Source organism: Leclercia sp. G3L, from assembly GCF_021117075.1.
Taxonomy (GTDB): domain Bacteria; phylum Pseudomonadota; class Gammaproteobacteria; order Enterobacterales; family Enterobacteriaceae; genus Enterobacter; species Enterobacter adecarboxylatus_C.
In genome coordinates, this window is sequence record NZ_CP088265.1 from 1,874,756 (window position 1) to 1,887,661 (window position 12,906).

Sequence of the window (12,906 nt, forward strand, 5' to 3'; positions counted from 1 at the left end):
GGATATCGGCGAGGTTGGTATGAATAACAAAACTGAATATTACAAAATCAGCAGTTTTATCTTTCTCTATTTCTTTACCTGGTCCGCGAGTATTGGCCTGCTGGCGATCTGGCTCGGACAAAAAGCCAATCTCAGCGGGTCGGTGATCGGTACCGTATTTGCGGTTAACGGGATCTTCTCCGTTATTCTGAAACCGATCTACGGCTATATTCTGGATAAGATCGGCATGAGCAAATACCTGCTCTATTTTGTGGTGGCGATGTCCGCCCTGATGGCGCCGTTCTTTATTTACGTTTATCAGCCGCTGTTAATGTCCAACACCATGCTGGGGATTATTATCGGCGCGCTCTATTTAAGCTTCGCCTGGTATGCGGGCGTGGCGGCGTGCGAATCCTATTCTGACCGTTTCAGCCGCCTTAATGGCATGGAGTTTGGTCAGATCCGCATGTGGGGTTCATTGGGTTGGGCGGTGGCTTCCTCGTTCTCCGGCCTGCTGTTTAACCTCTCCCCGGCGTACAACTTTATTATGGGCAGCGTGGCGTCGGTGATTATGCTGATCGTCCTGCTGAACCTGAAAGTGAACACCAACTCGGCCCATGCCGGTGAGGTGCTGACCAAAGAGAAAATCGCTCCGGCGGACGTCTATGCCCTGTTGCGCAGCCGCAAGTTCTGGGCCTTCTGCCTGTACGTGGCGGGGGTGGCGTGGATGATGTTTATCGCCGAGCAGCAGTTCTCCCGCTATTTCGTCACCTTCTTCGATGATATTCACCAGGGTAACGCGGTGTTTGGCTATCTGGGTACCGTGCAGTCGGGGATGGAGTTCGTCATGTATATGGTGATCCCGCTGTTCGTTAACTTTATCGGGGCCAAACGCGGACTTTTGATTGTCGGCCTGATTGTCGGAGCGCGACTGATTATTTCCGGGATGTGCGATTCGCACCTGTTAATTTCGGTTCTCAAGCCGCTGTACGGTCTGGAAATCTGGGTGATGCTGCCAACTTACTGATTTAGTGTATGATGGTGTTTTTGAGGTGCTCCAGTGGCTTCTGTTTCTATCAGCTGTCCCTCCTGTTCAGCTACTGACGGGGTGGTGCGTAACGGCAAAAGCACTGCCGGACATCAGCGCTATCTCTGCTCTCACTGCCGTAAAACATGGCAACTGCAGTTCACTTACACCGCTTCTCAACCCGGTACGCACCAGAAAATCATTGATATGGCCATGAATGGCGTTGGATGCCGGGCAACCGCCCGCATTATGGGCGTTGGCCTCAACACGATTTTACGTCACTTAAAAAACTCAGGCCGCAGTCGGTAACCTCGCGCATACAGCCGGGCAGTGACGTCATCGTCTGCGCGGAAATGGACGAACAGTGGGGATACGTCGGGGCTAAATCGCGCCAGCGCTGGCTGTTTTACGCGTATGACAGGCTCCGGAAGACGGTTGTTGCGCACGTATTCGGTGAACGCACTATGGCGACGCTGGGGCGTCTTATGAGCCTGCTGTCACCCTTTGACGTGGTGATATGGATGACGGATGGCTGGCCGCTGTATGAATCCCGCCTGAAGGGAAAGCTGCACGTAATCAGCAAGCGATATACGCAGCGAATTGAGCGGCATAACCTGAATCTGAGGCAGCACCTGGCACGGCTGGGACGGAAGTCGCTGTCGTTCTCAAAATCGGTGGAGCTGCATGACAAAGTCATCGGGCATTATCTGAACATAAAACACTATCAATAAGTTGGAGTCATTACCGAAATCTGTCTCCTGCTGGTGTCGGTATTTAAATATATCGCCGAGCATTTCGATAAACGCGTCAACGCCACCATGTATCTGCTGGGCTATCAGGCGATGCTCTACGTCGGCAACGTCGTAGTGTCCTCACCGGCCGGTTATATGTATGACCGCATCGGCTTTGAGCAGACTTATATCATCATGGGCGCTACGGCGCTGACCTTTACCCTGATTTCTGCGTTTACCTTATCCGCCTGCCAGAGCAAATGGCGCGGCGCTAAAACGCTGAACGTTGCAGAACACCACTAATTTACGCCGTCAAAGAAGGAATCGAATTATGTTAAGTCATATCACCGAGGAACGTCTGGCCGATATTCCCGCCCCCGTGGATGAACGCGCCTTTAGCGATGAGTTAAGCTCGGCGCGCAGCCACGTCCTCGACCTGATTAGCCGTCATTTAACGGAGTTCGGCGACAAATTTCCGGCAGAAACCTGCAAGGAGGGGTATTACCCGCTGACTGACAACGTCGAGTGGACCACCAGCTTCTGGACCGGGCAGCTGTGGCTGGCGTGGGAGATGAGCGGTGATGAAAAATTCCGTGCCATGGCCGAGAAACACACCCGCTCGTTTGGCCTGCGCATCGCCGGGCGCAGCGACACCAACACCCACGATCTCGGTTTCCTCTACACTCTCTCCTGCGTGGCGGACTGGCGGCTGACCGGCAGCCGTGAGGCGCGCGGTTTCTCGCTGCTGGCCGCCGAAGCGCTGCTGGAGCGCTTCCACGAGAAAGCGAAGATCATCCAGGCGTGGGGCGATCTGGCGGATCCGGAACAGGCCGGGCGGATGATTATCGACTGCAACATGAACCTGCCGCTGCTCTACTGGGCGACCGAGCAGACCGGGGATCCGCGCTTTGCCGAGGCCGCTAAAGCCCACGTGATGCAGGCCGCGACGTATCTCATCCGCGAAGATGCTTCGACCTTCCACACCTACTATATGGACGTGGTTACCGGCGCACCGCGCTACGGCAACACCCAGCAGGGCTATGCGGATGACTCCTGCTGGTCGCGCGGCCAGGCGTGGGGGATTTACGGTTTCCTGCTGAGCTATATCTATACCGGCGACGCGACCATGATCGCCCTGTCAAAACGGCTGGCGAACTACTTCCTCAATCGCCTGCCGGAGGATCATGTCTGCCACTGGGATCTGGCTCTGGTGGGCACCGACGCCCTGCGCGATTCGTCATCGGCGGCGATTGCGGTGTGCGGCCTGCTGGAGCTGGTGAAGCATCTGCCGGCGACCGACCCGGACCGCGAGCGCTATCTGGCGTGGGCGAAAGGGATCATGTCCTCGCTGACGAAGCACTATCTGATGGGCAAAGAGGAGAAGGGCAACGGTCTGCTGAAGCACTCGGTTTATCACCTCGCCAGCAATAAGGGCGTGGATGAGTGCGCCAGTTGGGGGGACTACTTCTATGTAGAAGCTCTGGTGCGTTTTACCCAGAGCTGGAAATTGTACTGGTAAATAAAAGCTGGGGTGAGGTCACCACCCCAGCACCTCTTTTATGACTCGTCGGTAAGGCGTGTCGATCTGCTCCGGCACCTGGTCGATGTAGTTCCGCGCGTGCTGGCGGGCCTCGCCGCTCAGGTTGTCCAGATAGACAATGGCTTCGTCCACGGTGGGCACCCGGCCCTCCAGCGAGGCGCTTCTCGGCGGCAGTCCGGTCCAGATCACCGCCTCGATACCTCTCTCCACTGCCCATTCTGAAAGCAGACCGGTGTGGCGACCGGCGATCGGCAGCGAGCCGATGCCGTCACAACGTTCCTCCGGGATCCCCTCGCGCTCGCGCAACGCCTGGCAGGCCACGCTCAGCGTTTCCGCGTTGAGCCATGCCCAGAGCACCGGTACGGCAGGCGCATTCATACAGATGGCGGTAGCCAGTTCACCGCCGTCGCTGACCCGGCAAAACTCGACGGGCAGCGACGGCCCGTCGGTTTTCCACTCCCCGGCGACGGGGAGTGAGCCGCTTTTCCATATCAACGAGCCCCAGCCCAGACAGGCTATCTTCATTATCGTCCCTCTGTGCGACGCTATCAGGCTTCAGGAATACGCAGCGTCTGCCCCGGATAAATTTTATCGGGGCTGGAGAGCATAGGTCGGTTGGCTTCAAAGATTTTGTTGTATTTCGACGCATCGCCATACACGGTTTTGGAGATGGCGCTCAGGGTGTCGCCCGATTTTACCGTGTAGTAGGTGGCTTCATGCTGGGTGTCGGTGGCGGTGATGGTGTTCTCCACCTCGCTGACCCCTGCGATGTTCCCCACCGCGACCTGGATTTTCTCCTTCTGCTCCTGGGTCAGCCCGTCGCCCGTCACCACGGCCTTACCGTCGTTGACGTTGACCTGCACCTTTTCGGCACCCGGTATGTTGAGCTTTTTAAGGTGCTCCGAGACTTTATCACTTTGACCTTTGTGATCGGTCAGGTTATCCCACAGCTTTTCACCTGCTTCTTTAACGAAGTTAAAAATTCCCATTCCTTCCTCCAGATAACAATGAAATCAGGAATAAGCATAGCAGCTGCGCTTTAAGGTGATAAAAAAAGCCCAGTAACCTAAGGTTACCGGGCTTCTGTTTTGCCCGGTGGCGCTACGCTTACCGGGCCTACAAAAACGTAGGCCGGGCAAACGCAGTGCAGCCCGGCGATACCGTGGAGGTTAAACCCCCTGCTCCAGAATACGGATATGGGTTTCCAGAACGTCACCTTTCACCGCCTCGCTCCACGCTTTCATGTGCGGGGTTTGCAGGTGGGCTTCGAGGTGGGCCACGGTCTCCCACAGCTCAACCATCACAATGGAGTCCGGGGCGGTGGTCTGGAAGCTGACGCCTGCGGCGGTGTCCACCATCGGCGCGTAGCCGTGGCAGCCAGCCTCTTCTAAAACGGTTGGGATAATTTTTGCGAACTGATCCAGCACCGCCTGACGGTGATGTTGCCCAGGACGGGTGCGAATTTCAGCAATAACGGTAAGCATGGTCATTTCTCCTGATAACATGCCATCAGTTAAGCAAAAATTTCCGCGAGATGCTTGCGATATTCTGCGATATAGCGTGGCACATCCGGCATTTTGATCACGTCGTTGGTGATAAAGGTCGGCAGGGCTTCCATTCCGAGGAACTGGTTAGCCTTGTGGAACGGCAGATAAACACCGTCAACGCCCACGCCGTGGAAGAACTGATCTTCTTCGGTGAAGGCTTCCATCGGTGCGTTCCAGGTCAGGGAGAGCATGTATTTTTTCCCCTGGATCAGGCCGCCGGAGCCGTATTTCTTCGATGCATCAGAGCGGGTGCGGCCGTCGCTGGCATACAGCGCGCCGTGACCTTCGGTAAAGACGTCGTCCATGTACTTTTTCACGGTCCATGGCGCGCCCATCCACCAGCCAGGCATTTGCCAGATTACGACGTCGGCCCAGAGGAAGTTCTGCACTTCGGCCTGGATATCGTACTCGCCGTCGGTGCGCACGACCTTAACATCATGCCCGGCGTCGCGCAGGAAGCCGTCCGCGACCTCGGTCAGGGTGTCATTCAGTTGGCCATTAGAGTGGGCGAATTTTTTCGCGCCGTTGATAATCAGGATATTGCTCATTAAGTTGTCCTCAGAGTAGCGAGTCTGAGGGCCATTCTACGCGCGACAGCGGTGCGGTGAAATTAGCAAAATGTGCAAAGTCTTTTGCTGAAAAAGCAATAATGCCTTACCAGCCGATCCTGACCTCAAATCCGCCATTCTGCCCGTTGCGTAGCGAAACCGTCATTCGGTGCAGGGCGGCGATGCGCTTCACAATCGACAGACCCAGGCCGCTGCCGGTCTGATCCTGACCGGGTGGGCGATAAAAACGCTCCCCGATCCGCGCCAGGGCGTCGGGGGAAATACCCGGGCCGGTGTCGCGTACGGTCACGCTGTGGGCGTCGAGCGTCACCTCCACCTGGCTACCGCGCGGGCTGTAGCGCACGGCGTTGTCCAGCAGGTTGCGCACCAGCAGGCTCAGAAGTAATTGCTGCCCGGAGCGGGTGACCTGCGGAGCGTGGATGTTGAGCCGAATGTCGATTCCGGCCTGCTGCGCCGGGTGATAGATATCCATCACTGCCGACTGGAGTAAATCGGCCATGTTAAGGGTTTCGACATCGTCCAGATTTTCCAGCGAATCCAGGCGCGACAGCGTCAGGAGCTGTTCAACCAGCCTTGATGCCCGGTCGATCCCGGCGTGCAGCTGGGTCAGGGCTTTCGCCTGCGCCTGCGGATCGTCCAGCGACATCTGCGCCACTTCGGTCTGCACTTTCAGGGCGGTTAACGGGCTGCGCAGCTCGTGGGCGGCATCCGAAGTAAAACGACGCTCCCGGGCCATCATCTCCTGGGTGCGGGCGAAAAGCTGATTCAGCGCGTCCACCAGGGGGCGAACCTCAACGGGCACGCCATGCGTCGCCAGCCGGTCAGTGGCATCGGGGGAGCGGGCGCGCAGGGTTTGGGTCAGCTTTTTCAGCGGCCAGAGTTCACGGCTCAACAGGACGATCAGCAGCAGCAGCATCACCGGCAGGGCCACCAGCCACGGGGTGAGCTGCGATCTCACCACGTCCAGCGCCATCTCCTGGCGGTACTCCCGCTCCTGGCCGACCACCACCCGGTACTTTCCGTCCGGCGCGGTGAGCCATAAGAATCGCCATTCGTCGTTATCGTCGTTGAGCTGGCCGTTATCAAAACCTTCCCGGCGATAGTGATAGGGAATATCGCGCCCGTTTTCACCGTCGTTGAGCACCATTTTGCCGTCGGGGGTGTAGATGGCGAAGGCCAGCGCATCGTCGTCCAGATGCCCGTGTTTCGCTTTTTTCGGCACCTCGCGCATCCGTTGCGGGGCGCGGATCTCATCCAGATCCATGGTCAGCAGCCGTTTGGCAAACAGCATCTGCTGGGTGTCGAACAGCTTATCGAGCTTATCGCTGGTCTGGTGCCAGGCGACCAGGCTGGCGGCAAACCACGCCGTCAGCGACAGGGCGAGGAACAGCAGCGTGAGGCGCAGCTTGAGGCTCAGGCGTTGGGTCAGTTTCATGCGTCACCCAGGGTGTAACCGATGCCGTGCACGGTGCGGATAAAATCGCTGCCGAGCTTGCGGCGCAGATGGTGAACGTGGACTTCTATGGCGTTGCTGGAGACATCGTCGTCCCAGGTATAGAGCTTCTCTTCAATCAGCTTGCGCGGCAGCACGCGGCCCGCGTTGCGCATCAACAGCTCCAGCAGGGCGAACTCTTTGGGCTTGAGCACCAGGGTTTCGCCATTTAGGCTGGCCACCAGCCGGCTGGGATCGAGCGTTACGCCGCCGTGGCGCAGTTCGCTGCGCGCCTGGCCGTGGCTGCGGCGCACCAGCGCTTCAAGACGGGCGGCCACTTCGATCAGGGCAAAGGGTTTGCAGAGATAATCGTCGGCCCCGAGGCGCAACCCTTCGACGCGCTGGTTGAGCGCGTCCCGCGCGGTCAGGATCAGCACCGGCTCGCTGCGGCCCCGTTCCCGCCAGTCGCGCAGGATCTGTAGCCCGTCGATGCCGGGTAGGGTCAGATCCAGCACCACGGCATCATAGGGGGCGCTGTAGAGCGCCGCTCTGCCGGTTTCACCCTCGGTGAACCAGTCCACGCTGAAGCCCAGTTTTGTCAGCCCGGCCTTAATGCCGTCGCCAATCAGCTTGTCGTCTTCTACCAGTAAAATGCGCATGTGCCCTCCCTGTTGCGGCCAGTAAACCCTCTGTCACGCCCGGCTGTACAGTAAAAAAATTTAAATTTTCCGCTTAAGAAGTTGTTAAGGTTTACCCTGTTAAATGGACTGCGAAACAACATCAACAGCCTATCCCGTTAGGCTATTTTATTTGCCATTTTGAACCTGGGCAGTGCTCACAATCCTCACGGACTTCAAGTACGCTCCGGTTGTTCCGCGCTGTCCGTGTTCAAACTGTCTGCAACAAATACGCCTACCGGGACAGGCTCTAAAGGGAGAGTTAAGATGAAAAAATACGCTGCGATTGCTGCCATCATGATGATCACCACCGCGCCGGTTTTTGCGGCTCAGGGCGGGTTTAACGGCCCGTCGGCCACGGCAACCCAGACGCAAACCCAGCAGGGCGGTTTTGTCGATAACGACGCCAACCTCACCACGGCGCAGAAGGTCAAGGATCAGAAGGACGACAGCTGGGTGAAATTGCGCGGGAACATCACCGAGCGCTTGTCCGATGACCGCTACACCTTCCGCGACGAGAGCGGTACGGTGGTGGTCGAAATTGACCACAAGCGCTGGAACGGCGTGACCGTCACCCCGCAGGATAAGGTTGAGCTGCAGGGTAAAGTCGATAAAGAGTGGAACGATTTCGAAATCGACGTGAAACAGGTTATCAAGCTGAGTAAATAACCCGAAAAAGGGCCGCCATTGCGGCCCTTTTTCTCTGTGACTCGACTCGCCAGATAAGGTAGTATCTGCGGCAATATTGCCTGAAACCAACCGGTTTCTGAGTTGAGGAATCCCATTTAATGAGCGATATGGCAGAGCGCCTCGCGCTACATGAATTCACGGAAAACGCCTACCTGAACTACTCCATGTACGTCATCATGGACAGGGCGTTGCCGTTTATCGGTGATGGGCTGAAACCCGTTCAGCGCCGCATCGTTTATGCGATGTCTGAGCTGGGTCTGAATGCCAGCGCCAAGTTTAAAAAATCCGCCCGTACCGTGGGCGACGTGCTGGGTAAATACCATCCGCACGGCGACAGCGCCTGTTATGAAGCCATGGTGCTGATGGCCCAGCCGTTCTCTTACCGCTATCCGCTGGTCGACGGCCAGGGGAACTGGGGTGCACCGGACGATCCGAAATCCTTCGCGGCGATGCGTTACACCGAATCCCGCCTCTCTAAATATGCCGAACTGCTGCTCAGCGAGCTGGGCCAGGGCACCGTGGAGTGGGTGCCGAACTTCGACGGTACGATGCAGGAGCCGAAAATGCTGCCTGCGCGTTTGCCGAATATTCTGCTGAACGGCACTACCGGTATTGCCGTGGGGATGGCGACGGATATTCCGCCGCATAACCTGCGTGAAGTGGCGAAAGCGGCCATCACCCTGATTGAACAGCCAAAAACCTCGCTGGATGAGCTGCTGGATATCGTCCAGGGGCCGGACTACCCAACCGAAGCGGAGATCATCACCTCCCGCGCGGAAATCCGCAAAATCTACCAGAACGGTCGCGGCTCCGTGCGCATGCGCGCGGTGTGGACCAAAGAGGACGGCGCGGTGGTGATCACTGCGCTGCCGCATCAGGTTTCCGGCGCGAAAGTGCTGGAGCAGATCGCCTCCCAGATGCGCAATAAAAAGCTGCCGATGGTGGATGACCTGCGCGATGAATCCGACCACGAGAACCCGACCCGTCTGGTGATTGTGCCGCGCTCCAACCGCGTGGACATGGAGCCGGTGATGAACCATCTGTTCGCCACCACGGATCTGGAAAAAAGCTACCGTATCAACCTGAACATGATTGGGCTCGACGGGCGTCCGGCGGTAAAAAACCTGCTTGAGATCCTCACCGAGTGGCTGACGTTCCGCCGCGATACGGTGCGCCGTCGTCTGAACCATCGCCTGGAAAAAGTGCTCAAGCGCCTGCATATCCTCGAAGGTTTGCTGGTGGCGTTCCTCAACATCGACGAAGTGATCGAGATCATTCGTACCGAGGATGAGCCGAAGCCAGCGCTGATGTCGCGCTTTGGCATCAGCGAAACTCAGGCCGAAGCGATCCTTGAGCTGAAACTGCGCCATCTCGCCAAACTGGAAGAGATGAAGATCCGCGGCGAGCAGAACGAGCTGGAAAAAGAGCGCGATCGGCTGCAGGCGATCCTCGCCTCCGATCGCAAGATGAACAACCTGCTGAAGAAAGAGCTGCAGGCGGATGCCGACTCCTTCGGCGACGACCGTCGCTCTCCGCTGCACGAGCGCGAAGAAGCGAAAGCGATGAGCGAGCATGACATGCAGCCGTCCGAGCCGGTGACCATCGTGCTGTCGCAAAGCGGCTGGGTACGCAGCGCCAAGGGGCACGACATCGACGCCCCGGGTCTGAGTTACAAAGCGGGCGACAGCTTCAAAGCTGCGGTGAAGGGCAAGAGCAACCAGCCGGTGGCCTTTATCGACACTACCGGGCGCAGCTACGCCATCGATCCGATTACGCTGCCGTCGGCGCGCGGGCAGGGCGAGCCGCTGACCGGCAAGCTGACGCTGCCGCCGGGTGCGACGGTTGAGCATATGCTGATGGAAGGCGACGAGCAGAAGCTGCTGCTGGCCTCCGATGCGGGCTACGGCTTTATCTGTACCTTTAACGATCTGGTGTCGCGTAACCGCGCGGGCAAGGCGTTGATTAGCCTGCCGGATAACGCCCGCGTCCTGACGCCGCTGGTGATTGAGGACGAGAGCGACATGCTGCTGGCGATCTCCGCCGCAGGCCGGATGCTGATGTTCCCGCTCAGTGACCTGCCGCAGCTGTCGAAAGGTAAAGGTAACAAGATCATCAACATCGCAACGGCGGAAGCGGCCGCAGGTGAAGACAGCCTGGCGCACCTCTTTATTCTGCCGCCGCAGAGCACTCTGACTATCCACGTGGGTAAACGCAAAATCAAACTGCGCCCGGAAGAGCTGCAGAAAGTGGTGGGCGAACGTGGACGCAGAGGGTCGTTGATGCGCGGCCTGCAACGCATCGACCGCGTGGAGATCGACTCTCCGAACCGCGGTAATGCGAGCAACAACGAAGCGTAACAGAGCACCTCCCCCTCCGTTCAGGAGGGGGTCTCGCGTTAAACATCCGTTATAAAAACAAAAGAGTTACCAGTGAACAGTTGCAGTATAATCGTCAGCTGTCAGGGGTTTTTGAGGTCGCTATGCTATTAATTGTTCGTTCCATTCTTGCCGTTATTTACTGCATTCTGGTCTGTATTTTCGGCTGTATTTACTGCCTGTTCAGCCCGCGTAATCCAAAACACGTTGCCACTTTTGGCCACATGTTTGCTCGTCTGGGGCCACTGTTTGGACTGAAAGTAGAAACGCGTCTGCCGGAAGGGGCAGAGAAACATGGCAACGCTATCTATATCGGTAACCATCAGAACAACTACGATATGGTCACTGCGGCAAAAATCGTCCAGCCGCCAACCGTCACCGTGGGCAAAAAAAGCCTGCTGTGGGTGCCGTTCTTCGGCCTGCTCTACTGGCTGACCGGCAACCTGCTGATCGACCGTAACAACCGCGCCAAAGCGCACGGCACCATCGCCGAGGTGGTAAACCACTTCAAAAAGCGCAGAATCTCCATCTGGATGTTCCCGGAAGGGACCCGCAGCCGCGGTCGCGGCCTGCTGCCGTTCAAAACTGGCGCGTTTCACGCCGCAATTGCGGCAGGTGTACCTATTATTCCGGTGTGTGTTTCCAACACATCGAATAAGATTAACCTCAACCGCCTGCGTAACGGTCTGGTTATCGTCGAGATGCTGCCGCCGGTCGATGTCAGTAAATATGGCAAAGATCAGGTGCGCGAGCTGGCGGCTCACTGCCGCGAATTAATGCTGAATAAAATCGCTGAACTCGATAAAGAAGTCGCAGAGCGCGAAGCCGCTGGCAGGGTTTAAGCCGGCTTAAAGGGAAAACGAGTTCCCGCGTTGTTAGTACGTTTATACATGGAGCTAATATGTCACTCAGTCGCCGTCAGTTTATTCAGGCATCGGGTATCGCCCTTTGTGCAGGTGCGGTTCCGCTGAGGGCAAACGCCGCCGGGCAGCAGCAGCCGCTGCCCATCCCGCCGTTACTTGAATCCCGCCGCGGTCAGCCGCTGTTCCTGACATTGCAGCGCACCCACTGGTCGTTCACCCAGGGGACGCGGGCGAACGTCTGGGGCGTTAACGGACGCTACCTTGGCCCGACCGTGCGCGTCTGGAGCGGCGATGACGTCAAACTGATCTACAGCAACCGCCTGGCGGAGAACGTCGCCATGACCATCAGCGGCCTGCAGGTGCCGGGCCCGCTGCTGGGCGGTGCGCCGCGCATGATGTCCCCGAGCGCCGACTGGGCGCCGGTTCTGCCGGTTCGCCAGAACGCCGCCACCCTCTGGTATCACGCCAACACCCCAAACCGCACCGCGCAGCAGGTCTACACCGGGCTGGCGGGGATGTGGCTGGTGGAAGATGAGATCAGCAAATCCCTGCCGATCCCGAATCACTACGGGGTCGATGACTTCCCGATCATCATTCAGGACAAGCGACTGGATAACTTCGGTTCGCCGGAGTACAGCGAGCCGGGCAGCGGCGGTTTTGTTGGTGACACGCTGCTGGTGAACGGCGCACAGAGTCCGTATGTTGAGGTGTCACGCGGCTGGGTGCGCCTGCGCCTGCTGAATGCATCCAACTCACGCCGCTATCAGTTGCAGATGAGCGATGGCCGGGCGCTACACGTGATTGCCGGGGATCAGGGCTTTTTACCGGCCCCGGTGCCGGTGAAGCAGCTGGCGCTGGCCCCGGGCGAGCGGCGCGAAATTCTGGTGGATATGACCAACGGCGATGAAGTGTCGATCACCTGCGGCGAGGCGGCGAGCATCGTTGACCGCCTGCGCGGCTTCTTTGAACCGTCGAGCATTCTGGTCTCGACCCTGGTATTGACCCTGCGTCCAACCGGCCTGTTACCGCTGGTGACCGATACCCTGCCGATGCGCCTGCTGCCGGACGAGGTCCTGAGCGGGACGCCGGTGCGCACCCGGGATATCAGCCTCGGTGACGATCCGGGCATCAACGGCCAGCTGTGGGATGTGAACCGCATTGATATCACCGCCCAGCAGGGCACCTGGGAGCGCTGGACGGTGCGCGCCGATATGCCGCAGTCATTCCATATCGAAGGGGTGAAGTTCCTGGTGCGCAACGTCAACGGCGCCATGCCGTTCCCGGAAGACCGGGGCTGGAAAGATACCGTCTGGGTCGACGGACAGGTCGAACTGCTGGTCTATTACGGTCAGCCCTCCTGGCCGCACTTCCCGTTCCTGTTCCACAGCCAGACGCTGGAGATGATGGACAGGGGCTCGGTGGGGCAAATGTTAATCAATCCGGCACCATAAATCTTGCCGGGTGGCGGCTTCGCCT

The 12,906-nt window shown here is 58.2% G+C and carries 12 protein-coding genes and 2 pseudogenes; 8 read left to right on the plus strand and 6 right to left on the minus strand.

Going from position 1 to position 12,906, the window contains the following annotated elements; translation table 11 throughout:
• Positions 1–19 precede the first annotated feature (19 nt).
• From LRS40_RS10430 to LRS40_RS10445, 4 genes and pseudogenes are all read left to right on the plus strand, one after another.
• Positions 20–994: pseudogene (locus LRS40_RS10430) on the plus strand (oligosaccharide MFS transporter); the annotation flags it as partial.
• Between the two features lie 45 nt (positions 995–1,039).
• Positions 1,040–1,737, plus strand: a protein-coding gene (locus LRS40_RS10435) for an IS1-like element IS1A family transposase (protein WP_103215986.1) whose coding sequence is annotated in 2 segments (ribosomal slippage) — positions 1,040–1,289 and positions 1,289–1,737 — 699 coding nt in all. Because the reading frame shifts where the segments join, the coding sequence is not laid out codon by codon here.
• A 15-nt stretch (positions 1,738–1,752) separates the two neighbouring features.
• Positions 1,753–2,040 (plus strand): annotated as a pseudogene (locus tag LRS40_RS10440) (MFS transporter); the annotation flags it as partial.
• Positions 2,041–2,068: 28 nt separating this feature from the next.
• Positions 2,069–3,256: a glycoside hydrolase family 88 protein gene (locus LRS40_RS10445; protein WP_231313650.1), complete on the plus strand. Its 1,188-nt coding sequence runs from the start codon at positions 2,069–2,071 to the stop codon at positions 3,254–3,256.
• An 18-nt stretch (positions 3,257–3,274) separates the two neighbouring features.
• Here the strand turns inward: LRS40_RS10445 and LRS40_RS10450 are convergent, their stop codons facing one another.
• The 6 genes from LRS40_RS10450 to qseB all read right to left on the minus strand — a co-directional run bounded on the left by LRS40_RS10450 (position 3,275) and on the right by qseB (position 7,484).
• Positions 3,275–3,802: a hypothetical protein gene (locus LRS40_RS10450; protein ID WP_231313651.1), complete on the minus strand. Its 528-nt coding sequence runs from the start codon at positions 3,800–3,802 to the stop codon at positions 3,275–3,277.
• Positions 3,803–3,825: 23 nt separating this feature from the next.
• Positions 3,826–4,266, minus strand: coding sequence for a peptidoglycan-binding protein LysM (gene lysM / locus LRS40_RS10455; RefSeq protein ID WP_142487109.1), 441 nt, complete (start codon positions 4,264–4,266; stop codon positions 3,826–3,828).
• Between the two features lie 180 nt (positions 4,267–4,446).
• Positions 4,447–4,761, minus strand: coding sequence for a putative quinol monooxygenase (locus LRS40_RS10460; protein WP_142487108.1), 315 nt, complete (start codon positions 4,759–4,761; stop codon positions 4,447–4,449).
• A 29-nt stretch (positions 4,762–4,790) separates the two neighbouring features.
• Positions 4,791–5,372 carry an NAD(P)H-dependent oxidoreductase gene (locus LRS40_RS10465; protein ID WP_032614156.1) on the minus strand — a complete coding sequence of 194 codons (582 nt, stop codon included), beginning with the start codon at positions 5,370–5,372 and terminating at the stop codon, positions 4,791–4,793.
• 106 nt (positions 5,373–5,478) lie between these two features.
• A complete protein-coding gene (gene qseC / locus LRS40_RS10470) occupies positions 5,479–6,828 on the minus strand; it encodes a quorum sensing histidine kinase QseC (RefSeq protein ID WP_231313652.1) in 1,350 nt (449 codons plus the stop codon).
• A complete protein-coding gene (gene qseB, locus LRS40_RS10475; RefSeq protein ID WP_142487106.1) occupies positions 6,825–7,484 on the minus strand; it encodes a quorum sensing response regulator transcription factor QseB in 660 nt (219 codons plus the stop codon). Before qseB ends, qseC begins: the two co-directional genes overlap by 4 nt.
• 285 nt (positions 7,485–7,769) lie before the next feature.
• Here qseB and LRS40_RS10480 point away from each other — a divergent pair, with 285 nt between their 5' ends.
• From LRS40_RS10480 to ftsP, 4 genes are all read left to right on the plus strand, one after another.
• Positions 7,770–8,171: a YgiW/YdeI family stress tolerance OB fold protein gene (locus tag LRS40_RS10480; protein WP_142487105.1), complete on the plus strand. Its 402-nt coding sequence runs from the start codon at positions 7,770–7,772 to the stop codon at positions 8,169–8,171.
• Positions 8,172–8,290: 119 nt separating this feature from the next.
• The gene (parC, locus tag LRS40_RS10485) at positions 8,291–10,549 is read left to right on the plus strand and encodes a DNA topoisomerase IV subunit A (protein WP_231313653.1); all 2,259 of its coding nucleotides are present in this window, start codon (positions 8,291–8,293) and stop codon (positions 10,547–10,549) included.
• Positions 10,550–10,671: 122 nt separating this feature from the next.
• The gene (gene plsC, locus LRS40_RS10490; RefSeq protein ID WP_142487103.1) at positions 10,672–11,409 is read left to right on the plus strand and encodes a 1-acylglycerol-3-phosphate O-acyltransferase; all 738 of its coding nucleotides are present in this window, start codon (positions 10,672–10,674) and stop codon (positions 11,407–11,409) included.
• A 59-nt stretch (positions 11,410–11,468) separates the two neighbouring features.
• Positions 11,469–12,881 (plus strand): cell division protein FtsP, encoded by a 1,413-nt coding sequence (gene ftsP, locus LRS40_RS10495; protein ID WP_156264639.1) that lies wholly within the window; start codon positions 11,469–11,471, stop codon positions 12,879–12,881.
• The last annotated feature ends 25 nt before the right edge of the window (positions 12,882–12,906 follow it).

Bases quoted from the DNA above. Each gene is read 5' to 3' on its own strand.
- LRS40_RS10445 (WP_231313650.1), top strand. From the start codon at position 2,069: ATGTTAAGTCATATCACCGAGGAACGTCTGGCCGATATTCCCGCCCCC.
- LRS40_RS10450 (WP_231313651.1), bottom strand. From the start codon at position 3,802: ATGAAGATAGCCTGTCTGGGCTGGGGCTCGTTGATATGGAAAAGCGGC.
- lysM (WP_142487109.1), bottom strand. From the start codon at position 4,266: ATGGGAATTTTTAACTTCGTTAAAGAAGCAGGTGAAAAGCTGTGGGAT.
- LRS40_RS10460 (WP_142487108.1), bottom strand. From the start codon at position 4,761: ATGCTTACCGTTATTGCTGAAATTCGCACCCGTCCTGGGCAACATCAC.
- LRS40_RS10465 (WP_032614156.1), bottom strand. From the start codon at position 5,372: ATGAGCAATATCCTGATTATCAACGGCGCGAAAAAATTCGCCCACTCT.
- qseC (WP_231313652.1), bottom strand. From the start codon at position 6,828: ATGAAACTGACCCAACGCCTGAGCCTCAAGCTGCGCCTCACGCTGCTG.
- qseB (WP_142487106.1), bottom strand. From the start codon at position 7,484: ATGCGCATTTTACTGGTAGAAGACGACAAGCTGATTGGCGACGGCATT.
- LRS40_RS10480 (WP_142487105.1), top strand. From the start codon at position 7,770: ATGAAAAAATACGCTGCGATTGCTGCCATCATGATGATCACCACCGCG.
- parC (WP_231313653.1), top strand. From the start codon at position 8,291: ATGAGCGATATGGCAGAGCGCCTCGCGCTACATGAATTCACGGAAAAC.
- plsC (WP_142487103.1), top strand. From the start codon at position 10,672: ATGCTATTAATTGTTCGTTCCATTCTTGCCGTTATTTACTGCATTCTG.
- ftsP (WP_156264639.1), top strand. From the start codon at position 11,469: ATGTCACTCAGTCGCCGTCAGTTTATTCAGGCATCGGGTATCGCCCTT.